Source organism: Bacteroidota bacterium, assembly GCA_018816945.1.
Classification (GTDB): domain Bacteria; phylum Bacteroidota; class Bacteroidia; order Bacteroidales.
Genome location: JAHIVC010000059.1, coordinates 31,884 through 54,371 on the forward strand (window position 1 = coordinate 31,884; position 22,488 = coordinate 54,371).

A 22,488-nucleotide genomic window follows, 5' to 3' on the forward strand; every position below is an offset into this window, starting at 1 on the left:
ATGATAAGAAAAGAAATAAATAAAATCAGCAAAATTGGCAAAGCCCTTATTTCTGTTGAAGGAAATCCGGGAGTAGCTCTTAATCACGTGGTTGAGCTGCTAAATGCTGAAAACAGCCAGAGCATTTCGTTTGCCAAAGCAATCAATATAAGCGAAGATGCCACGACTTTTCAGGTTTACAATGGCACTCAGGGTTTAAGCACACGAACAAGAATAAGAATGCATGAAGCACCAATGACAATAGGATTTTCACAAAACATGCTTGGCAGGAGCTTTGATGGAGTTGGAAATGTTGCTGATAATGGGCCCGAAATTATTTACAATAAACAACTTTCAACACGACTCGATACACTCAACCCTACTGTTCGTCTTGTACCCAAACAACCCATGTGGACCGGTGTTCCTATGATCGATGTTTTTAACACACTGGTAAAATCACAAAAAATTCCAATTTTTGCCGGTCCTACCGAACCTTACAATCGTTTGCTCTCACAAATTGCCAAAGGTGCACAGGTTGATGTAATTATATTTGCGGGAATAGGCCTTAAATACGATGAGTACCAGTATTTCAAAGATGAGTTATCTACTTCAGGTAATATGGATAAAACCATCATGTTTACCCACCTCGCCGGAGAACCACAGATTAAAGGACTTATGCTGCCTGATGTGGCGTTGAGCATTTCAAGAGAATTTGCTGATGATGGCAAAGATGTGCTTGTTCTGCTTACCGATATGACAAACTGGTCTAACATACTCCGTAACGTTGCCAACTATCAGGATATGATTCCTTCATTGCAGGGCTACCCGGGTTCTCTTTACTCCGAATTGGCGCGCCGTTACGAAGTGGCAGCAGATATTGAAGGTGCAGGGTCAATAACAATTATTGGTGCAACCACACTTGAATCATTGGAAGATCCGGTTCCTGACAATACAGGTTACATCACCGAGGGACAATTTTTCCTCGAGGGTGGTAAACTCAAACTTGCACGTTCGTTATCAAGATTAAAACAACAGGTTAACAGTGGCACCCGCAACGATCATCGCGCAATAATGACAGCAATGGCATCGCTGCTTGCCGATGCGGAAAAAGCACATGAAGCAGCAGAGGTAGGAGCTGCCAACGATGAATTTTCACAGAAACTGCTCCGCTATCGTACCGACTTTATTGACCATATCGAAGAGCCATTCGGAGACCCAATAAAATTGAACAATGCACTTGACATGTGTTGGGATGTACTTAGAAGACACTTTAACCCGGAAGAAACAGGTTTAAGTAAAAAACTTATTGAACAATACTGGGACAAAAAGTGAAAATGCCGTGATCGACAAACTCAAAAGTACCTTATTGTGTTTCGTTAATTTAACGAAATTATAGAGCAAAAATATATATTTTTCATACTAAATAATCATAAAATGAAGAATCAGGAAAATCTGGAGGGAATTGTTTCCAAGATAAAGGAGCAAGGAATCATAGCCGGAGAAAAAGAAAAAAAGCGTTTGCTTGACTCTGCAAACGAAAAAGCGGAAAAAGTGCTTGCCGAAGCAGAAGCCAAAAGCAAGGAAATAATAGAAAAAGCAAAGAATGATGCTGCTCAAATTGAAAAAAATTCAAAAGCAGCAATTTCGCAAGCAGCACGCGATATGGTTGAGGCAACAAAAATTGCCATAACCAAACACCTTAAAGTAGTTTTTGGAAAACAATGCGAGAGCCTTATAAACCAGGAAGAATACCTTAAAGAGTTATTAAAAGTAGTATTGGAAACAATACCTGGCAACAAAACAGTAGAAGTTTCACCTGCACAGGTGCAAAATATGCAATCATTTATTGTAAGTAGTGCTTTAAAAGAAGGAATAGAAGTAAAACCACTTGAGAAAAGTGAAGCCAAAATTTCTGTTATATGCAATGATAATGAGGGTATTCAGTATGTAATAACCTCTAAAGATATAGAAGAAGGGCTATTTACATTATTAAATAAGGATTTGGTAGAACGAATCACAAATAGCAGGGAGGGTTAATTATGTCGAATGTGGTCTATCTTATTAGTAGCTTACCATCTTTGACTTTCGGGCAATCGCCTCCCATTTCACTTGATAGTTTTCACATTGAGGCGAAAGAACAATTGTCGTCAACAAATTTTAAAAGACTTCAGGAGCTCGATTTAAAAAACATAATTGATGCAGAAACCGGAAAGCTTAGAAAATTTGCAGAAGTAAGTGAGCAACTAAAGGCCGATGTTCTCGAAATACGAAATGCGAAAAAAAATGAACGTAACCCGGCTGTTGCAATAGTACCTAAAACTGTGCTTGAACAAAATCCGCTCGATCGCGAAAAAAGTATTATGAAATGGCAATGGGAGCAACTAACCAACATAGATTCGGGAGAAATATTTTCTGTTACTGCAGTATTTATTTATAAACTCAAGTTACAAATTCTCCACAGACTAAATTCATTCAGTGCAGAAAAAGGCTGGGAAATACTCGAATCGGTAGTAAATCCACCTAAAAAAATGGAGGAATTGTAGCATTATGGCAGTATTAAAAATAAAATACACAAAAACAGAAAGAGCCAGACAAAAGAAAATTCTTAAAGTATCTTTACGCATGCTTCCACTGTTTGAAGCAATGGAAAAATCGTTAATGGTAACCATTAACACCATTGCTGAAAATATTGAACGGATAAAGGAAGCCATTGAGCAAAACAAAAAAGAAGCCGAGCCATGGATTGCAGTAATAAGTGATTCGTGGGTTGACATCAGCTCGTATATATCTGTGAACAAAGTTATTACAAAACCGGTGGATGTTGCAGGTGTTCGGGTACACCAATTCGATAAAGTAGATTTCGATGTTGCACCCATAACCGACGAGACGCCGCTTTGGGTTGATAGTGCTGTTGAGCTGATGCAAGATCAACTTCAGTTATTGGCAGAAATAAAATGCCTTGAGGCTCAAATAGAACTACTTGAAGAAGAATTACTCGAAGTACGCGCACGAATAAAGCTATTTGAAAACAGAAGGATACCCAACGCTAAAACAGCTATTCGGAAAATCGGACAGAAGCTTCAGGACGATGAAAGGCTCATGATTGCGACTGCTAAAGTGGTGAAAACAAAAAAAGCAGAGGAGGTGAAAATATGATCACAAAAATGAAGAAAATTACGCTGTTTATGTCAGAAATTGATATAGATGCAGATCTTACCATTTTAGGTCAACTCGGCATAATGCATATAAAACCTTTTCAACCGGCAGAAGACGAATCAATAGATAGAGTAAATGCACGTATTAAGCAAATGAAAGTAGCCATATCAATATTGGAAAGATATGACAACAACCCGCTTACCGGCCACGAATGTGATGCTGAACCTAAGTTTTCACACATGCCAAAGGGAGAAATTTCTTTAATGGAACAGGTGCTGCAAACAGAAGAAACAAGAAACCAAAACATTGAACTTGCCCAAAAACTTCAAAATACCAAACACTGGTATAATGACTGGGGTAATGTATCATTAACTGAATTCAAATATCTAAAAGAGAAGGGTATTTACTTAAAACTATACCTCTTAAAAGATGATGCAGTTCAAAAATTGTCTAACCGAGATGATATAGTTGTTGTCGGAAAATTGGATAAAATGAATCGGATCGTGTTAATCACTGAAAACAGGAACGAAAAATTAGAATCTAACGAAGTTGAGTTTCCTACATACAGTTTAACTATACTTGAAGACTGCATTAAGAAAACCAATCGAGAAATAGAAGTAGCAGATGAAAAACTGCGAACACTTCATGTACAAATTTCATTTTTAAGAGATGCATTAAACGAACGGGTTCGCAGAAATTTAGTAAGAAACGTACAATACGGCGGTATTGAGGTAGAGAATCAATTCAGATACTGGAAAGGATATATCCCCGAACAATCAATTGGAAAATTCATAAATATTGCCGAAGAGCATAACTGGGGATACCTAATTCAGGATCCAACTCAGGAAGAACTGGAGGAAGTTCCTACACTCATTCATTCACCAAAATGGGTCGAACGCATACGACCGGTTATGAGCTTTATGGGACTTGTGCCCGGTTATAACGAAATAGATGTGTCACGTATTTTTTTGATATTCTTTACTTTTTTTACGGGAATACTTGTAGGAGATGCCGGTTACGGTTTTGTTTTTCTATTGGTTACATTATTTGTACATAGCAAGCAAAAATTCAAGCCTAAAATTGAGTTTTCTCTCATATACACACTTTCTGTATCTGTTTTGTTTTGGGGGGTACTCACAGGCACATATTTTGGTGCCAAACAAATAGCAGAGATACCATTTTTCAGTAGTTTAATTATTGACAAGCTATCAAGTTTTGGCGGTGACCCAATTTTTATACAAAAACTCATGTTCATTATTGGTGCCATTCATTTGTCTATCGGGCATATTCAAAAAAGCTTAAAATATATCAACAGCGTAAAAGCAATAGCTGAACTTGGTTGGATTGCAATTATATGGAGCTTATACTTTATAGTAAATCAGATGGTATTAGGATTAGAACCACCCGAACTTGTGATTTGGTTATTTATAGGAGGTGGGCTACTTATTGCTTTGTTCTCAAATCCGGGAACCAATTTTTTTAAAGGAGTTATATCATCGCTAGGTGGGTTACCACTAAGCCTAATAAGTGGATTTTCTGATATAATTTCATACATAAGACTTTACGCTGTTGGTATTGCAACTGTTTTAATGGCTATTAGTTTTAACCAAATGGCTATTGGTGATGGTATAACTACGGTATCTTCAGGAATTGTTGCAGTAATTATATTAATATTGGGCCACGGACTCAACATGATATTGGCTGCAATGGCCGTTATTGTTCATGGCGTGCGATTGAATATGCTCGAATATGCAGGACATGCTGGCGTTGAATTTTCAGGAAATGAATTTAATCCATTTACATTAAAAAAATCAAATAATAATTAATAACTAAATTATGAAATTATGACATCAACAATTTTATTAACAATAGTGCAAGGTTTAGGCGGACATGCCATTGCTTTAGGTATAGCCGGAATAGGTTCGGCAATTGGAACAGGAATCGCCGCTTATGGAGCCATGGGGCTTTGGAAACAATCAATAAAAGACAATAAAAAATTACCTTCATTAGCATTAGCTATGGTAGGTATGCCTCTTAGTCAGGTTATCTACGGTATGATTTTTTCAAATGCTTTGGCTGAAGCAAATTTAAATCCTGATAGTTATCCAAACCAAATGATTATAGCTTTATTCGTTGGTAGTGCCATTGCAGCATCAGCAATTATTCAAGGAAAAGTTGGTGCCGCTGCATGTTCTAACCTAGCTGTTGATAGTAAACAAGGAGCCGGTATGTACATAGCAGCTATGGGTATTATCGAAACTGTTGCACTTTTGGCTATGGTATTTGGAATGGGAGGTATTCCTACAGCATAATTTTATAGCTACATTTTTCTTGCTGGGAATTTCTGGCTTATTGTGCCGTTACTGGTGGAAGTATTTTTTGATTATCTGTTCTATGCAGGTGTTGCAGCCACGGGTATGGGGAAAATAGATTTCATTTGTATACAAAAAGAATAAGCCTTTTGGCGCTTACAGGTTATATTGCTGGTGCAGGTTCCTATTATATTCAGCAAATTTTATTTCATTCCTAAGTATCTGATAAAAATATTGTAAGGTGGGTTTTATCGACCCACCTTTTTTTTCGTGAAACTCAGATTTCAAAAACAGCCTGTCCCGCAGTTTACGCGGGATAGTGCATTTAAATCTGTAAGATGTACGCCTGCCTGCCTAATCAGCACTACAGGCAGGAATCCCGATAGCCCCGCTTGAGCGGGATTAACTCCGCGTATCGGGATAAATGAGTTTATAATCAGATACTTACATCGTAAATAAAGAAAATTTCAAATTGATACCTCGTCATCTTGCTGCGAGATAGTTCATTTAAAAATTCATAATAAATGTTAAACCTTCCAAAAGAAATCAAGTAAGATTGTGTCTATAAAATATTGTTTTTAAATCAAGTTAGTGTTAATTTGGCAGATAAGGTGAATACTCAGATTTTATGATAAGTGAATCAGATCTTGTAGAAGGTGTTAAGAGAAAGGATCACGCAGCTTTTAAAAAGTTGGTTGATCAATATCAGGAGATGGTATTAAACACCTGCTATGGATTTGTGCATGATGTCGACGATGCCAAAGATTTAACGCAAGAAGTTTTTATTAAAATTTACGATTCAATTCAAAAGTTTAGGGGAGATGCCAAACTCTCTACATGGATTTACCGCATCTCGGTAAACAAATCATTGAACTTTATCAGAGCTGATAAAAAGGTCAAAACTACTGAACTGGATGTTTTATCACGTTCAAGTGATTCGAAATTAAGGGTTCACCATGAAAGTGAACAAGAAGATATTGAGATGGAGCAGGAACAAAGATCAAGAATTTTATTTAAGGCAATAGATAGTTTGAACGAAAATCAAAGAATTGCCTTTTGCCTAAATAAACTTGATGGAATTTCATATAATGAAATAGGCGAAATCATGAATATTTCATTACCGGCAGTAGAGTCTCTCATTCATCGCGCAAAGCTGAATTTACAAAAGAAGCTGATCAAGTATTATAAAAAGAATTTGAATTAACGCAAGTTTTTAAAAGATAAATAGTCTAATGAAAAAACAGAACAAAATGAAATGCAAGAAAGTACATAAACTAATTAACCCTTTTTTAAATGGGTCGATGGATGTGGAAAAGAGCGGGCTCTTTCATTCACATTTATCTGAATGTCGTTCTTGTGAGAAATTAGTTAGGGAAATGTCTTCTACATTATCAATTCTTGATAAGCAAAAGAGAGTAATTCCTGATCCTTTTATGCATACCAGAATATTGCAGGAAATTGAAAACAGGCAAAGTACAAACGTCTTGTTCAATATCAGGCGTATCCTGCAACCTATTATGGTTGCTGCAATTCTGATAATTGGAATCTATATAGGTATCGGTCTTGGAAATAGCTATGTATCAGAAGGGGAGGAAATCGCCAGTGCTGATAACCGGACCTTAGTTGATGAATTTTTATTCAACGAAATGGATTACGAGCCCTTCGAAATTTTTTTAATTGATAAATAAAGCCAGACCATGAACTATTTTTCAAAAAGAAATATTGTCATTTTAGTTATTGCAGTTCTGTTAATTATAAATATTGCATCTATTTCGACCATTGTTTATCATTCATATGGAAATCGCATAAATAAAATGCCTGAAACGGAACGAACATCCATGAGGGATTTTAGGCAGGAACTTAATCTGAACGCACAGCAAATTGACGAATTTGGCAAATTAGGAAAAAAGTTCATGATCGATACCAGAATGAGAATGGATGAGATGCATCAAATCAGGTTAGCTTTAATAAACGAAATGTCGTCTGCAAATCCGGATACAGCAAAAATGTTTGCTATGGCAGATGATATAGGAAAGTTGCATGCACAGATTAAACGACAGACCATCGATCATTTTTTGATCATTAAAAATAATTGCACAGATGCTCAATTTGATAAGTTTGTAACATTATTTCAAAGATCGTTGATGGATGATAATTATAGCCGATGGTCGGAAGTACAAGGAAGAGGGAAGAATTATAGAAGTAGAAACATCCAAAGAGGAAAAGGTAATTAGTAACATTTTAAAACTAAAAAAATGAAAACAATGAATGTAAAAACAAGAATATATGGCATAGTTATATTAGCAGCCATATTTATGTCAGGCAATATTTATGCTCAGCGCATGCAACGATTCGATGGAAATCAAAGAGCAATGGCAATGAGATTGCATCAAAATCCAGGACAAGGAATGGGCAATCTGAATATTGGACAAAGAGGAATGGGAATAATGGGATTGAATTTAAGTGAAGAACAAATTGGGAAAATGGAGGAATTTAGAACAAATCACCTCAAAGAGATGCTCCCGATTAGAAATGAAATGCAAGAGAAAAGAGCACATTTAAGAACCCTGACAACTGCTGAAAATTTAAATCAAAAAGAAATTGATAAAGTAGTTGATGAGATTGCAAACTTGACTTCAAAGCAAATGAAACTTAAAATAGCGCACCAACAACAGGTAAGGGCTTCGCTTACAGAGGACCAACGTGTTTTATTTGATAGTAGGACCGGCGGACAAGGAAATAGGCAATTTGCCAGAGGAAATGCAAGAGCTGGTATGGGAGCTAAGCACTCTCGTTTCGGAATGAAATCCAGATAATTGAAAAGCGGCCTGATCGGGCCGCTTTTTTTATGCTATTCTTTAGATGTAGCAATTCTGCCTCCACTACTGTCATGTCTAGCTCCGGTAGCTGAACTCAAACAATTAACTTCATCCCGTATCCGGAGAATCCCCAAAAAAGCAAAAACAACAGCTTCTTTAAAATCTATCAGGGCATGATCAGGAATCACCAAATTAAGATTAGTTAGTGTTTGAATACGCTGTATAAGAAAAGTATTGTGTGCTCCTCCTCCCGTGATCAAAACCTTTCCTTTATCTTTCACCATAAATGAATTTGATACTTGAAAAGCGATGTGCTCAGTAACCGTGCGAAGAAGATCAAAATTGGAAATTGGAAATTTAAGCAGGATAGAAAGAAATTCTGACTCAAACCATTCACGCGATAATGATTTTGGTGGATCAATATGATAAAATGAAATATTGTTCAAGGTTTTCAGCAGTTCAGAATTAATCTTGCCTTTCAGGGCCATTTGTCCATTATGATCATATTTTTGATGCTCCTTTTGGCTAATAAAATTCAATGCCATATTTACCGGACAAACATCCTGGGCCATTCTTCTTCCATTCAAATCAAATGAAATATTAGCAAATCCACCTAGGTTTAAACAAATTTCAAAATCATTAAAAAGCAATTGATCTCCAATTGGAACAAGGGGAGCTCCCTGCCCTCCTAATGAAATGTCCAGTGATCGGAAATCATAAATTACTGGCAGTTTCAAGGTTTCGGCTATTTGATTTCCATTTCCGATTTGCAAAGTATAGCTTTTTTCAGGTTGGTGAAATATGGTATGCCCGTGCGAAGCAATAAAATCAGGTTTTAACTGATGCTTTGCAATGAAAGTTAATGTTTTTTCTGCTAAATATTTTCCATAGGATAAGTCAAGTTGCTTGAGCGCAATTGCCGACAAAAATGGAGCTTCGGTCAGCTTTTTTATCCATTCCTTAGGGTAAGGAATGGTTTCGGCATGATGAATTTTAAATTCCCAATTCCCCTCTTCCTGAATAAAATTGCAAGAGGCAATATCCAATCCATCGAGAGAAGTGCCGGACATTAATCCAATAACATTATATTGCTTCATTGTCAGAGGGTTTCAATAAGTTTTTCGAGCCGCATTCCTCTCGATCCTTTAAGCAGGATGGTGTAATTTTTTATTTTATTCGAGTTTAGATAATCTAAAGCCTGATCGGTGGTTTTATAATGAATCCAATTTGAATTTAATTCGCAAAGTGAAAATAGCGACCCGATTAATATTACTTTTTTGATCCCTGTTTTTAAAATGTGATCTACAATATCCTGATGCAGACCCTGGCTTTCTGATCCCAATTCGAGCATATCTCCCAGGATTAATATTTTTTGATCCGCTTTTACCATTGCAAAGTTATCGATGGCTTTGACCATGCTGCTTGGATTGGCGTTATATGCATCAACAATTAATCGGTTGTTTGGTGTTTGCAATAGTTGCGATCGTTGGTTTTTTGGTTCATATTCCTCAATGGCCTCTTTTATTAAAAGTTTCGGAATTTCAAAAAAATGACCAATACAAATGGCAGCCATCATATTTGGCACATTATAGTCTCCAATTAATTTTGAATTGATGGTCAGGCTTTTACCATTAATTTGCCAATTTGTTGTGGCAAAAATATCGCAATTAATTTTATTGAATTTCACATTTGCCTTATCCGTAAAACCATAGGTGTATTTTTGAAGATTTTCAGACTTATTCATTAAGAGAGAGTCATCATGATGAACAAAAGTGACAGTGTTTGGTTGAGCCTCCATGTGTCGGTATAACTCCGTTTTTGCTTCTACAACTCCTTCAAAACTACCAAATCCTTCCAAGTGTGCAATCCCAATATTGGTGATTAATCCACAATTTGGATTTGAAATGTTACATAAGTTTTCAATCTCTCCAATATGATTGGCACCCATCTCAATAACAGCTATTTCCACATCATTATTTATGGAAAGGATGCTTAGGGGTACTCCAATGTGATTATTGAGGTTACCTCTGGTGGAATAGGTTTTAAACTTCTTTGAAAGAACAGTATTCATAAGTTCTTTGGTGGTTGTTTTGCCATTGGTTCCTGTAATTCCTATGATAGGTATGTTTAGTTTTTTACGATGGAGTTTTGCGAGCGCTTGTAACGTAAGTAACACATCCTCAACAAAAAAACAGAGTTCTTTATTTTTCAGCTTGATATTATCAACTACGGCTAAACTGCATCCTTGATTTAGGGCTTGCAGGGCAAATGTATTCCCGTCGAAATTCTCGCCTTTAAGCGCGAAAAAAATGGATCCTGATGAGATTGCCCTACTGTCCGTTGATATTTGCGGATATTTGAGGTAATGTTGATATAATTCGTCTAATGATGAAACCATAATTCAAAGATAAAAAAATCCCCTCCCGAAATTAAGGAAGGGGGGTTGAGTTCTTTAAATAGATTTTTTTATTTTCCTCCAGGCACAGTTCGTCCAACCCGAATCATGGCGCATCTGAATCCAATTGAGCTTGAAGATTCGTTTTGATTTAAAAACCTTCTAACTCCCGGACTTAGGTAATATGCCGGATCTTTCCATGAACCGCCCTTATATACTCTTGATTCGTTACTTATAAGTGAGTTCACCCCATATTCATACATTGACAAGGCTTTGGTGTCGTCACCCGGTTGGGTTAACCAGTTTCCTCCAATCATTGATTGTCGGTCACCGTCGCGGTAACTGATATTATCTGCTTGGCGGAAATTTTTCCTGTTTTTTATTTCTTCTGCTGAAACCATAACCTCAGGAATCCTTCCTAAACTATCTTTTTGTACAAGCATTCCTGCAGAATCAGTTTGTTTATTCATAAAAACATTTCCTCTGAAAGGACTATAATCAGATACATCTTCAAAGCTAAGAGGTCGGTAAACATCGATCACCCATTCACTCACATTACCGGCCATATTATATAAACCATAATCGTTTGGCCAGTATGAACCAACAGGTGCAGTAATATCAGCCCCATCATTTAAACTTCCTGCAACACCCATATAATCACCACGTCCTCTTTTAAAATTGGCCATAAATCCACCTTGGTATTTTTTGTCGCCGGTTCGCAGATTGTGTCCATTCCATGGATATGTCTTTCGTTCAACCACTCTTTCATTAACAGTGTTGCCAAGCAGTCCTAATGCCGCGTATTCCCACTCTGCTTCAGTAGGCAGCCGATATCCCGGTAATAAAATGCCATCTTCAATAGAAACCCTTTGAACCGCGTTTCTATTTGCAGAGTCATTGGCAGGAACATTTCCGTATTGACCGGCTAAATAAGCATCTGTATTAAAATTGTCGGCATTTTTCTGATTATTATTCCATTCAAGTGCTTTTGATTTTATAAGTAAAAGTTCATTTACCCGATCTGTCCTCCATTTGCAGTATTCCGTAGCTTGTACCCAGCTAACTCCAACTACCGGATAATTTTGATATGCCGGATGACGAAGATACATATTAACCAATGGCTCGTTATAGCCCAAACGATCACGCCAAACCAAGGTGTCTGGCAAGGCTTTCTGGTATACATACGGATGGTCTTTCCCAAATACCCTGCTTGTCCAATATAAATATTCTAAATAATCCAGGTTAGTAACTTCTGTTTCGTCAATATAAAATGAAGGAACAGTTACCCTTCTTGGCATATTGTTCCACTCATACATCACATCATCCTGGGTGGAACCCATCACAAAAGTCCCTCCTTCAATAAAAACCAAACCAGGTCCTGTTTCTTGTTCATTTAATTCAGAAACATTAAATCCGCCATTTTCTTCTGAATTATAATTCCATCCTGTACTAGGGCTTGATGTTGGTTTCTTCTTGAAAATATTAAATTTATTACAGGAAGTAATTACAGTGAGGGCAAGTAGGATCCCAAATATATTGATGAATTTTGAGTACATAAACAATTGTATTTTTTCTATTTAACTAAAAACGAAGTATATTATTGTATAAGAAGTACTTTATCAGCTAAAGATTTTTTTATAATTTTTTACGATTACTACAAAATTACAAACTATTATTCAAAATTATAAACTTTCTAAGTTTATATGTTAACCAAAAAGTGTTAACATTTGATTTGTACGTAAGGATTGTTCTAAAAGTTCTATTTGAGTATATTTACACCCGTAATAATTATAATTACAGTAATTGCACACCGATCTAACAGTCCGAAATAACTGTTTAAACGGTAGGTCTCAATAGCCAAGAAGAAAGAACTATGCTGCGGAAAATCCTGATAATATTCATATTGATTACCATGTTCGAATCTGTGACATTTCCGCAAAACAGATTAAGGACCGTGAATTGGGAAAATGGACAACTCCAAACCCAAGTTATTTCGCTTGAAAATATCCCTTTGTTTAGTGAGAACATTCCGATTCAATTTATTCATGGAGACGTGAATGTGAAGCTGATAAATACGCACTTTGAAGAAGTGCAGGCTTCTGAGTTGCAAAATTTAAAACAGATAGATATAAAAAATGATATTGAGGTAAGATCAGAAATGAGGACCATTTCAAAAGAGATTTATCTGTATTACGAAGTTTTTCCTTTAAGAATAAATCCTGAAAATGGGGAAATTGAAAAGTTGATTTCTTTTGATATTGAACTTGAAGTTAAACCTGCAAATGCAAGTGTCGGATCTTTTCAGTTCAAGAATCAATCTGTTCTTTCAAGTGGGAAGTGGTATAAAATAAAGGTTTCAAAAGACGGGGTTTACAAAATTACTCAAAGCGATTTATCTGCCATGGGTATTAATGTTTCGGCTATCGACCCTCGAAACATAAGAATTTATGGAAATGGAGGAGGCATGCTTCCCGAAAACAATAGTGAAACAAAAGATGATGATTTAAACGAAAATGCAATTGAAGTGGTTGGAGAGGCTGATGGAAAGTTTGATGCGAACGATTATATTTTATTTTACGGGCAGTCGCCCCATGTTTGGGAATTCAATCGATCAACTCAAAAATATTCACATATTTCAAATGCATATTCCGAATATACCTATTATTTTATCACGACAGATTTTGGAAAGGGTAAACGGATTACGACTCAACAATCCCTTACCGAAGAACCCAATTTTATCGTTTCTGAATTTGAAGATCACATTTTTCATGAACAAAATGATCTAAACTTGATTAATTCGGGCAGAAATTGGTACGGAGAAGTGTTTGATGCAGTGACTCTCCGGACGCTGGAATTTGATTTTCCAAACCTGATAAAATCAAAAAAGCTTCAGATAAAAGTTGAAGCTGCCATCAAATCATCAGTTTCAAGCAAAATTGAAGTGAGTACAAATGGTTCATTTTTAAATCAAATAGCGGTTTCAGGTATTAATTTCTCAGCTCCATATCCTCCCGAAGCATTTCAAGGAAGCGTGACCGGCGATTTTTTATCAGATAATGATCATGTAAATCTAAAGCTTAGTTATTTAAAACCCAATCCTGCATCCAAGGCATGGCTCGACTTTATCGAAATTGTCGCGTGGAGGCAACTTGTATTTGCTGGCCGTCAAATGTCATTCAGAAATTCTCTAAGTATTGCCGATGGAAGAATTTCTCACTTTAAATTATCCGGTGTAAATGAAAAACTGCTTGTCTGGAATATCACCAATCCTCAATCTGTCAGCAAAATAAATGGCAATAAAAATGGTAACGAGCTAAACTTTGTTTTAGCAACCGATTCGCTTCTTGAATTTATTGCTTTTGATGATGTCGGGTTTTTAACTGCACAATTTGTTGAGGTAGTCAATAACCAAAATTATCACGGCATACAAGCAGTTGATTTTATTATAGTAAGTCCTAAAGTGTTTTATGATCAGGCATTGCGATTAGCCGAATTTCATCAGAGTCATGATGGTTTAAGCTATTGCATAGTTGAGCCGGATAAAATTTATAATGAGTTTTCATCAGGAGCTCAGGATATAAGTGCAATCCGGAATTTTGTCAGGATGTTGTATGATCGGGCCGGTTCAACCTCACAACCAAAATATTTATTGTTGTTTGGGGATGCATCGTTTGACTATAAAAATCGAATTGAAGGCAATACCAATTTTGTACCGACATGGCAATCTCCTTTTTCAACTGCAATTATTTCATCTTATAACACGGATGACTTTTTTGGATTGCTGGATGAAAATGAGGGAGCAAATGTCAATGGTGGCCTGGATATTGGAATTGGAAGGATCCCGATTAGAAGTCCTGAACAAGCACGCAGTATGGTTGATAAAATTTTTCATTATTCAGAAAATTCAGAAGCTGTTATGGGTGCCTGGCGAAATACGGTATGTTTGGTTGCCGATGATCAGGATTATAATACTTATGTTAGAGATTCGGAACAAATAGCGGCTTTTATTGATAATGACAATAAAAATATAAACATTGATAAGGTCTATTTTGATGCTTACCCTCAAGTATCTGCACCTGGCGGGCAGCGTTATCCTGAAGTTAAACAGGCCATTAATAATAAAATTGAAAAAGGAGCATTAATCGTAAACTATATCGGGCATGGTGGCGAAACAGGGTGGGCGCATGAGCGTGTCTTAGAAATTCAGGATATTAATGCCTGGCAAAATTATGATCGATTACCTGTTTTTGTGACAGCTACCTGCGAATTTACGCGATTTGATAATCCGGCTTTGGAATCAGCCGGCGAATTAGTGATGTTAAATGAAAACGGAGGAGGAATAGCTCTGTTAACAACAACAAGGGCAACAAGTGCCGGTGCAAATTTTCAATTAAACAAACAGGTTTTTAAATATATTTTTGAAAAAGAAAATGGCGAATATTTGCGTTTGGGAGATATCATTAAATCATCTAAAAACGCGGTTGGAAATGGATCAAATGCCCAAAAATTTGTATTGGTGGGAGATCCTGCACTTAAGTTAGCTATTCCGCGCGACAGCATCGCAACACTCGAAATTAATAATATGGCTGTACGAGAACTCCCTGATACTTTAAATGCCATGAAAGAGGTAAGTATTCGGGGTTCTGTATATCAAAAAAATGGAACAAAAAATACTGCTTTTAATGGCGTACTTTACCCTGTTGTGTATGATAAAAAATCACGAATAAAAACAATTGGGCAGGATAATGACAGTTTTGAGCAGGAATTTTATGTCAGGTCAAATATTTTGTACAAAGGAACAGTAAGCGTGATAAATGGGGATTTTTCTTTTTCATTTGTGGTGCCTAAGGATATTGCTTATAATTATGGATTTGGTAAAATCAGCTATTATGCGAAAAGTGAATCAAATGATGCCTGGGGTTGTTTTGAGAACTTGATTATTGGAGGATATCATGATGAAATGCTGACCGACATCGAAGGACCCTCCATAGCACTTTACATGAACAACTCGTCTTTTAAAAGTGGTGACATTACCAATGACAGTCCATCAATTTATGCCCGAATAAGTGATGAGAGTGGGATCAACACCATAGGTAACGGAATTGGCCATGACGTTGTAGCTGTGCTGGATGGAAATACCGACCAGACTTATTTTTTGAATGATTTTTTTGAATCAGATCTTGACAGTCATACTTCCGGGACCTTGAGTTATCCCTTATCAGGGTTAAGCGAAGGAAGGCATACTTTAAGTTTAAAAGTATGGGATATTGTAAATAATTCTTCAATTGCAGTTATTGAATTTGAAGTCAAAAATCAGGATAATACCGTTGTTCAGGATTTGAAAAATTACCCGAATCCTTTTAGAAATAATACCAACTTTAGCTTTAAGCACAACCAGGCAAAATCAATTATTAATTTCGAAATTCAAATTTTTTCGATGGATGGTAAAATGGTTAAATCAATTGTTAGAACAATTAATCCATCAGGATTTAACTCTGATTTAATCGAATGGGATGGTACTTCTGATTCAGGTGCAAGCCTGTATGCCGGGATTTATGTTTATAGATTATTGATCGACGGGAAAGTGGTTGATGGCGCAAATAGCCGGAAGCTTATCATTTTGAAATAAGCACTTTAATAGAAATATATGCTTCGATCATTCAAAAATAATTAGGCAATATATTAAATAAAATATCGTTAAATTTGCACACATACGAACGAGTAATTATATAAACCTCACATAAGCTGATCTTCATTTTAATTAAAAATACTACATATGAAGTTTAAACTTGCGCTAATGATATTGCTGTCTCTTCTGATGGTAAATGGATTTTCTCAAAATACGAAACTTGGACAAAAAGCCACATTAAATACGATTACAACCGCAGTTCCATTCTTAATGATTGCTCCTGATGCCCGATCTGGCGCAATGGGAGATGCCGGTGTATCATCCAGTCCTGATGTTTATTCGATGCATTGGAACCCTGCTAAATATGCTTTTACCGAGAAAGAAATGGGGTTTGGTATTTCTTACAGTCCATGGCTTAAAGCTTTGGTACCGGATATTAATCTGGCTTATGTGAGCTTTTTTAAACGCCTCGATCCCGATCAAACCATCGCTGCATCTCTATTGTATTTTTCACTGGGCGATATCAATTTTACAAACGACATTGGTGATGGGATAGGTACATATCATCCAAATGAATTTAGCCTTGATTTTGCATACTCCCGTAAGCTTTCTGAAAATTTCTCAGCTTCTGTTGCTGCAAGATTTATTTTTTCAGATCTAACACAAGGGCAAAATGTTGGAGGTGTTAATACTCATGCAGGAATTTCATATGCTGCCGATGTTTCATTTTATTGGAGAAAAGAAGTAAGCTTTACGAATACGAGTGGGTTACTGGCATTTGGTACAAATATTTCAAATATAGGTTCAAAAATTTCTTATGGCGAAGGAAGAAAAGACTTCATTCCCACAAACCTAAGAATTGGACCATCGTTGACCCTTGATTTGGATGAATATAATTCAATCGCATTTATGATTGATGTAAATAAATTACTCGTGCCAACACCACCTATTTATAAAGTAGATGATCTTGGAAATCCAGTTTATGGTGCTGATGGCCTGCAAATGATTGAGTCTGGGAAAAACCCTGATGTCTCTGTAATCAGAGGTATCTTTCAATCATTTGGGGATGCCCCGGGAGGCTTCGGAGAAGAAATTAGAGAATTCAGCATTGGAACAGGTATAGAATATTGGTATGATAAGCAATTTGCCTTAAGGGCAGGATATTTTAACGAGTCTAAAACAAAAGGAAATCGTAAATTTTTCACTTTAGGTGCTGGAATTAAATACAATGTATTTGGGCTGGATGTATCTTATCTAATTCCTCTGGAACAAAAGCATCCTTTAGAAAACACGCTTAGATTTTCACTTCTTTTCGATTTTGAAGCCTTCACCAAATAAAAACCAATGAAGATTAAAGTTGGATTTGGTTATGATGTTCATCGCCTGGAAGTTGGCGCAAAATTAGTTTTGGGCGGTGTTCATGTTCTTTCAGATAAAGGAGCGATTGGACATTCTGATGCCGATGTATTGATTCATGCCATTTGCGATGCTTTATTAGGAGCTGCAAATTTAGGAGACATTGGTCAGCAATTTCCGGATACGGATCATCAGTATTTTCAGATAGATTCAACTATTTTATTAAAAAAAGTTGTCGGATTACTGGATCAGCAATTGTTCAGTATCGGGAATATTGATTCTACCATCTGCCTTCAACAGCCTAAAATTGCAGCATACATTCCAAAAATGAAATCCAGATTAGCAGAAGTACTTCAAATACCCGAATCTGAAATCTCGATAAAAGCAACTACCACCGAAAAATTAGGTTTTGTAGGAGAGGAGAAAGGAATTTCAGCATATGCTGTTGCGCTAATTGAGAAAAGAACCAGCCTTCCCTAAAATTATTATCTAAGAATTTATATTGTATCTTGGGTCTTGAATCTTGAGTCTTGTGTCCAGTATTCCTAATTAAGTAATAAACTCGTCCTTGAAATTCACCAGATATAATTGGTTACTGGCTCTCGTAACCGCAGTGTAAAGCCAACGAAGGAATTCTTTATCCAGCATTTTTTCATTGAAATAACCCTGATCAATAAAAACATTGGCCCATTGTCCACCCTGGGTTTTGTGGCAGGTTAGTGCATAAGCAAATTTAATTTGTAAGGCATTGAAATAAGGGTCTACTTTCATTTTATCCAGTTTTTTCCTACGTTGTGGAATGTCTTCATAGTCTTTTAATACTTCTTCAAACAAACGATTGTTTTCAGATTTTGGCAAGGCAGGACTTTCGGCAGCAATGGTATCCAATAATATTTTAACATCAAGGGCTGCTTCATTGGGGTAGTCGATTAATTTGATGCTGACATCCGCAAATCGAAACCCATATAGTTCTTCAATTTTACGAATGCTTAATATTTCGATGATATCGCCATTTGCTAAGAATCCGGCAGATGATTCTTCGGGTAACCAGAAATAATTATTTTTCACCACCATCATAAAGTCACCTGCTGAAATTTCTTCTTCCTGAAATAAAATCCGATGACGGATTTGCTGATTATAAACGTTGGCCCTTTTATTTGAACGGGTTATTACCACGGTATGCTCATGTCCGAAATTTGAATAGCTCGAATTAAGCAAGTCTTCAAGATCAACCCCTCCAATTGCATGAATGTCCGTAAAATCAGTTAAATCGAAGAATGGAAAATCCAATTCGTTGTGCTCGATTTTATTTCTGATTTTAGTGGCATTTGCCAGTATCCCTGAATTCAAGGATTGCCTTACCACTTCCGTTAATGTGTGGGTTTTGATGTCAAGGCCAAAGGAGGCTTTTAAATAATCAACATTCAGTGCAGGGCTTATGTCTAAACCAACCGGGGGCAATTGAGCTTCGTCACCAATCAAAATAATTTTACAATTTGATTGAGGCGAGTACACAAAATTTATCAGGTCTTCGAGCAGGCTTCTTTGTGCCTGTGAGAAATCGTTTGAACTTAAACCATCCGGAATCATGGAAGCTTCATCAACAATAAAAATCGTGTCCTTTTGTTTATTCGGACGCAAAACAAGCTTGAACCTTCCATCACTGCTGGTTGTTGCCCAATAGATAAAACGGTGAATGGTGTGTGCATTTCGACCTGAATAATTACTTAAAACCTTCGCTGCCCTTCCCGTTGGAGCCAATAAATTAAAGGATTTTTTTAGGGGTGGAAGAATATTTACAAGAGCACTCACAATGGTGGTTTTACCTGTTCCGGCGTATCCTTTTAAAACGAATAGTGATAACGGGTTTTTATCCAGAATGAATGAGGACAACTCATTAATCAATCTTTCCTGTCCGGTAGTTGGAATATAAGGGAATTGCTTTCGAAAGAGCGTAATGAGTTTGTTAAGTTCCATTGTTTTATTAAGGTTCAGCTATTAAAATGGGTAGCCAATCCCAAAATTTAAGGCAAGCTTATTGAATCCATCTTTTAGAGATACCCATCTGCTGGATACGTTATTGGCCGGATCTTTTAATCGCATTGCGGCATCTAACCTAAAAATGAAAAAATTAAAATCGAATCTAAGCCCAAAACCTGCATCTAAAGCAATCTCGCTGGCAAAGTTTTTTAATTTAAAGTTACCCCCAGGGAAAAAATCATTTTCTTTTAAAAGCCAGACATTGCCTGCATCTAAATAAAATGCACCTTTAACAAAACTGTAAATGGGGAAACGATATTCAATATTTGCCTCCATTTGGATGTCGCCAATACGATCAATTTGATCGGTAGTTTCATCTGTTGCAGAGGAACCGGGCCCAAGAGATCTGATTTTCCATCCTCGCATACCATTTGCACCTCCGGCATAAAACCCTTTCTCGAAGGGCAGGTCATCCGAATTCCCATAAGGAACTCCAATCCCGATCATGCTTCGCCAAACTATTTTCTGTTCCTTTGAAATAACGGTATAGTATCTAAAGTCAAAATCAGCCCTAACATACTGCGCATAACGAATATTGAATAATGTATTGTATCCTTCATTGTTCTCGGAAATTCCGGCTAACATACTAAATCCTTTAAGCAAAAAGCCGGATGTCTCAAAATTTCCACGGAAGTAAATAAAGTTTTTAAGTTTATTTATATCCTGATCGTTGAAAATGAAATTATATTTTAATGCTGTAATAAGGTGGTCGGTATATTGGTTTTTTAACCGCACGTTTGTTTGTTCTTCAAGCAATACCTTAAATTCAGGAGTTGGATATACCTTAACGGAGTTAACTTCAATCGGGGAAAAGAAATGATGGATTTTTTCATTTTGCGACCAGTTATAGCCAAATGAAATATTGGTGATATACCTTCGGTATTTAGGACGTTGCTGATAATTAATACCTGTGCTTACAGTGGTTTTGGGGTTAAAATCTTTTGGAAAACTTTCCAGGCTTATCGGAATTAAAAACTTTGGAATACTCAGGCTCATTTCGACACCCGTTTCAAGCGTATTGAAAAATAAAAATTTGTCATTGGTAATTGTACTTGTTGAATTCTGCTTTTGAATCTCAAGTGCACCTTTTAGTCGGATTTGAAATAGTTCAGATCCTCTGAAAATGTTTTTATTGGCATAAACCAGATTGCCTCCCAATCCCAAATCTCCTCCTGAGTTAGTGCCTTCTGCCTCGAGAGTATATGATTGAACCTTACTGCGGGCTAAATTTATCCTGCAATCCAAGAGGTTTTTTCCGAGATAATTTATTGAATCCGGTACCAGCGTGAATTGGATGTTTGAATATTTATAGATACGTAGATCCGCTAAACGACGGTAGGTTTTTTTCACTGCATCCAGATTAAATAAATCGCCTGAGTTAAGCAATAATGATTGAGTTATAATTTTTGGTTTAATTTTTAGTTCATTCTGATGCAGGAAATAGTATGTGTTTTGAGCTGTGTAATTAGTATCAGTTTGAATGTTTATTTCCAAGGTATCAAATATTTGATTCGTGGGGTTTAGTAAATCATAATTTGAATTCACATAAATTTTATTCAAATGAAATTGTTCATGAGGAGTCTCAACAATTGAATCAGGGTTTATAAGTGAACGTGCTTTCTGATCTTTGATTACTAAAGTGATGTCTAATTCATGATTGTTTAATGAGCTATCAATTTCAAAATAAATGTATTCCTTATTAAAATTAAAGTATCCAACGTTTTTTAATGAATCGGCAATCCGATCACGTTCGTTATCAATTATAAAAGCGTTATAAATATCACCTTCTTTAATCAGGCTCGTTCTGTATAAGCGTCTGATGTTATCCGCCATTAAACTATCGGATAAACGATGTGAATATTTTCGGATGTGATAGGGATCTGCGGGTTCTAAATGATAAGTGATATTTAATTTGTTGTTTTTTAATTTTTGCTCATCCCAAACTTTAGAGTTAAAATGCCCGGTTTTATCCAAATATACTTTCATTTGTTGAAGGCTAGTTTGTGTGCTTTGGGCGTCATGATAAACAGGTGCCTCACCGAATTTTTCCCTCATCCAATATTTGAATGATCTATTCTTACCATTTTCAGGTTTTTGGTAAGCCCATAATTTAAACTTCCATAGCCCTAAAAACTTTTTATTTGGTTGTTGTAAAATTAAATTTGAAATTTCATCTTTATCGATATTGCTTTTCTCACCGTGAATAGTGACTTTAGTTTTATTAACCAAGGGTTGGTGAATATGTTTCATCGTCCCACAGCTCCATAACGACAAACTGATGCCCAGGATTAGAATAAGGTGTTTTGTGTTTAAAGTATTCAAAGTCAACCCAACTAAAGTGTTTCACAAAAGTACAATTTCTATCGAATAAATTTTATCCAAATGTCTTTCGAAACCATTTTATTAAAAAAAAGAATATTTTCAATATATATTATTCAATTCAAAAAAATATTTTATATTTGCACTCCGTTTAAAAAACGGGACGTTCATTAAGATCAAGGCTATTAGTTCAGCTGCTTGCCTGCCGCAGGCAGGGTTCAGAGAGTCCCGACTTTAGTCGGGAGGGTCGCAAAAAACGATCTTTAATATAACAACAGGGCGATTAGCTCAGCTGGTTCAGAGCACCTCGTTTACACCGAGGGGGTCGGGGGTTCGAATCCCTCATCGCCCACCAAAGCTCCCTCATAGGGGAGCTTTTTTTGTTTATGGGATGTTGTACCTATATCTTGTTTTCTCAGTTGGCCAATAAATATTATGTTGGCAGCACAAATAATTTGGATGAACGCCTAAAAGAGCATAACA

At 36.4% G+C, this 22,488-nt stretch carries 19 protein-coding genes and 1 tRNA gene; 15 read left to right on the forward strand and 5 right to left on the reverse strand.

What is annotated here, in order from left to right:
* From KKG99_08995 to KKG99_09040, 10 genes are all read left to right on the forward strand, one after another.
* Positions 1–1,311: a V-type ATP synthase subunit B gene (locus KKG99_08995; protein MBU1013132.1), complete on the forward strand. Its 1,311-nt coding sequence runs from the start codon at positions 1–3 to the stop codon at positions 1,309–1,311.
* A 102-nt stretch (positions 1,312–1,413) separates the two neighbouring features.
* Positions 1,414–2,016 carry a hypothetical protein gene (locus tag KKG99_09000; protein ID MBU1013133.1) on the forward strand — a complete coding sequence of 201 codons (603 nt, stop codon included), beginning with the start codon at positions 1,414–1,416 and terminating at the stop codon, positions 2,014–2,016.
* 11 nt (positions 2,017–2,027) lie between these two features.
* Positions 2,028–2,522, forward strand: a complete 495-nt coding sequence (locus KKG99_09005; protein MBU1013134.1) for a DUF2764 domain-containing protein — start codon at positions 2,028–2,030, stop codon at positions 2,520–2,522.
* Positions 2,523–2,526: 4 nt separating this feature from the next.
* A complete protein-coding gene (locus KKG99_09010) occupies positions 2,527–3,135 on the forward strand; it encodes a V-type ATP synthase subunit D (GenBank protein ID MBU1013135.1) in 609 nt (202 codons plus the stop codon).
* An 8-nt stretch (positions 3,136–3,143) separates the two neighbouring features.
* Complete coding sequence (locus KKG99_09015; GenBank protein ID MBU1013136.1) at positions 3,144–4,961, forward strand: hypothetical protein; 1,818 nt, start codon at positions 3,144–3,146, stop codon at positions 4,959–4,961.
* Positions 4,962–4,979: 18 nt separating this feature from the next.
* The gene (locus KKG99_09020; protein MBU1013137.1) at positions 4,980–5,447 is read left to right on the forward strand and encodes a V-type ATP synthase subunit K; all 468 of its coding nucleotides are present in this window, start codon (positions 4,980–4,982) and stop codon (positions 5,445–5,447) included.
* Positions 5,448–6,075: 628 nt separating this feature from the next.
* Positions 6,076–6,651: a sigma-70 family RNA polymerase sigma factor gene (locus tag KKG99_09025; GenBank protein MBU1013138.1), complete on the forward strand. Its 576-nt coding sequence runs from the start codon at positions 6,076–6,078 to the stop codon at positions 6,649–6,651.
* A 28-nt stretch (positions 6,652–6,679) separates the two neighbouring features.
* Positions 6,680–7,135, forward strand: a complete 456-nt coding sequence (locus KKG99_09030; GenBank protein MBU1013139.1) for a hypothetical protein — start codon at positions 6,680–6,682, stop codon at positions 7,133–7,135.
* A gap of 9 nt (positions 7,136–7,144) precedes the next feature.
* Positions 7,145–7,681: a periplasmic heavy metal sensor gene (locus KKG99_09035; protein ID MBU1013140.1), complete on the forward strand. Its 537-nt coding sequence runs from the start codon at positions 7,145–7,147 to the stop codon at positions 7,679–7,681.
* Between the two features lie 21 nt (positions 7,682–7,702).
* On the forward strand, positions 7,703–8,263 hold the full coding sequence (locus KKG99_09040) for a Spy/CpxP family protein refolding chaperone (GenBank protein MBU1013141.1): 561 nt from the start codon (positions 7,703–7,705) through the stop codon (positions 8,261–8,263).
* 35 nt (positions 8,264–8,298) lie between these two features.
* On the opposite strand, the gene KKG99_09045 is transcribed toward KKG99_09040, so the two are convergent.
* From KKG99_09045 to KKG99_09055, 3 genes are all read right to left on the reverse strand, one after another.
* Positions 8,299–9,363, reverse strand: coding sequence for an anhydro-N-acetylmuramic acid kinase (locus tag KKG99_09045; GenBank protein ID MBU1013142.1), 1,065 nt, complete (start codon positions 9,361–9,363; stop codon positions 8,299–8,301).
* 2 nt (positions 9,364–9,365) lie between these two features.
* On the reverse strand, positions 9,366–10,664 hold the full coding sequence (locus KKG99_09050) for a UDP-N-acetylmuramoyl-tripeptide--D-alanyl-D-alanine ligase (protein MBU1013143.1): 1,299 nt from the start codon (positions 10,662–10,664) through the stop codon (positions 9,366–9,368).
* A gap of 68 nt (positions 10,665–10,732) precedes the next feature.
* Positions 10,733–12,217 carry an SUMF1/EgtB/PvdO family nonheme iron enzyme gene (locus KKG99_09055; GenBank protein MBU1013144.1) on the reverse strand — a complete coding sequence of 495 codons (1,485 nt, stop codon included), beginning with the start codon at positions 12,215–12,217 and terminating at the stop codon, positions 10,733–10,735.
* Positions 12,218–12,534: 317 nt separating this feature from the next.
* On the opposite strand from KKG99_09055, the gene porU reads away from it, so the two are divergent.
* The 3 genes from porU to ispF all read left to right on the forward strand — a co-directional run bounded on the left by porU (position 12,535) and on the right by ispF (position 18,126).
* A complete protein-coding gene (porU, locus tag KKG99_09060; GenBank protein MBU1013145.1) occupies positions 12,535–16,290 on the forward strand; it encodes a type IX secretion system sortase PorU in 3,756 nt (1,251 codons plus the stop codon).
* A gap of 147 nt (positions 16,291–16,437) precedes the next feature.
* Complete coding sequence (gene porV, locus KKG99_09065) at positions 16,438–17,628, forward strand: type IX secretion system outer membrane channel protein PorV (protein ID MBU1013146.1); 1,191 nt, start codon at positions 16,438–16,440, stop codon at positions 17,626–17,628.
* A 6-nt stretch (positions 17,629–17,634) separates the two neighbouring features.
* A complete protein-coding gene (gene ispF / locus KKG99_09070) occupies positions 17,635–18,126 on the forward strand; it encodes a 2-C-methyl-D-erythritol 2,4-cyclodiphosphate synthase (protein MBU1013147.1) in 492 nt (163 codons plus the stop codon).
* Between the two features lie 69 nt (positions 18,127–18,195).
* Here the strand turns inward: ispF and KKG99_09075 are convergent, their stop codons facing one another.
* Positions 18,196–19,623 (reverse strand): AAA family ATPase, encoded by a 1,428-nt coding sequence (locus KKG99_09075; GenBank protein MBU1013148.1) that lies wholly within the window; start codon positions 19,621–19,623, stop codon positions 18,196–18,198.
* 21 nt (positions 19,624–19,644) lie between these two features.
* Positions 19,645–21,936, reverse strand: a complete 2,292-nt coding sequence (locus KKG99_09080; protein ID MBU1013149.1) for a BamA/TamA family outer membrane protein — start codon at positions 21,934–21,936, stop codon at positions 19,645–19,647.
* 346 nt (positions 21,937–22,282) lie between these two features.
* Between KKG99_09080 and KKG99_09085 the strand changes: the two genes are divergently transcribed.
* Positions 22,283–22,360, forward strand: a tRNA-Val gene (locus KKG99_09085).
* 31 nt (positions 22,361–22,391) lie between these two features.
* Positions 22,392–22,488 (forward strand): GIY-YIG nuclease family protein (locus KKG99_09090; GenBank protein ID MBU1013150.1); only part of this gene is annotated, 97 nt, incomplete at its 3' end.

Bases quoted from the DNA above. Each gene is read 5' to 3' on its own strand.
- KKG99_08995 (MBU1013132.1), top strand. From the start codon at position 1: ATGATAAGAAAAGAAATAAATAAAATCAGCAAAATTGGCAAAGCCCTT.
- KKG99_09000 (MBU1013133.1), top strand. From the start codon at position 1,414: ATGAAGAATCAGGAAAATCTGGAGGGAATTGTTTCCAAGATAAAGGAG.
- KKG99_09010 (MBU1013135.1), top strand. From the start codon at position 2,527: ATGGCAGTATTAAAAATAAAATACACAAAAACAGAAAGAGCCAGACAA.
- KKG99_09015 (MBU1013136.1), top strand. From the start codon at position 3,144: ATGAAGAAAATTACGCTGTTTATGTCAGAAATTGATATAGATGCAGAT.
- KKG99_09020 (MBU1013137.1), top strand. From the start codon at position 4,980: ATGACATCAACAATTTTATTAACAATAGTGCAAGGTTTAGGCGGACAT.
- KKG99_09025 (MBU1013138.1), top strand. From the start codon at position 6,076: ATGATAAGTGAATCAGATCTTGTAGAAGGTGTTAAGAGAAAGGATCAC.
- KKG99_09030 (MBU1013139.1), top strand. From the start codon at position 6,680: ATGAAAAAACAGAACAAAATGAAATGCAAGAAAGTACATAAACTAATT.
- KKG99_09035 (MBU1013140.1), top strand. From the start codon at position 7,145: ATGAACTATTTTTCAAAAAGAAATATTGTCATTTTAGTTATTGCAGTT.
- KKG99_09040 (MBU1013141.1), top strand. From the start codon at position 7,703: ATGAAAACAATGAATGTAAAAACAAGAATATATGGCATAGTTATATTA.
- KKG99_09045 (MBU1013142.1), bottom strand. From the start codon at position 9,363: ATGAAGCAATATAATGTTATTGGATTAATGTCCGGCACTTCTCTCGAT.
- KKG99_09050 (MBU1013143.1), bottom strand. From the start codon at position 10,664: ATGGTTTCATCATTAGACGAATTATATCAACATTACCTCAAATATCCG.
- KKG99_09055 (MBU1013144.1), bottom strand. From the start codon at position 12,217: ATGTACTCAAAATTCATCAATATATTTGGGATCCTACTTGCCCTCACT.
- porU (MBU1013145.1), top strand. From the start codon at position 12,535: ATGCTGCGGAAAATCCTGATAATATTCATATTGATTACCATGTTCGAA.
- porV (MBU1013146.1), top strand. From the start codon at position 16,438: ATGAAGTTTAAACTTGCGCTAATGATATTGCTGTCTCTTCTGATGGTA.
- ispF (MBU1013147.1), top strand. From the start codon at position 17,635: ATGAAGATTAAAGTTGGATTTGGTTATGATGTTCATCGCCTGGAAGTT.
- KKG99_09075 (MBU1013148.1), bottom strand. From the start codon at position 19,623: ATGGAACTTAACAAACTCATTACGCTCTTTCGAAAGCAATTCCCTTAT.
- KKG99_09080 (MBU1013149.1), bottom strand. From the start codon at position 21,936: ATGAAACATATTCACCAACCCTTGGTTAATAAAACTAAAGTCACTATT.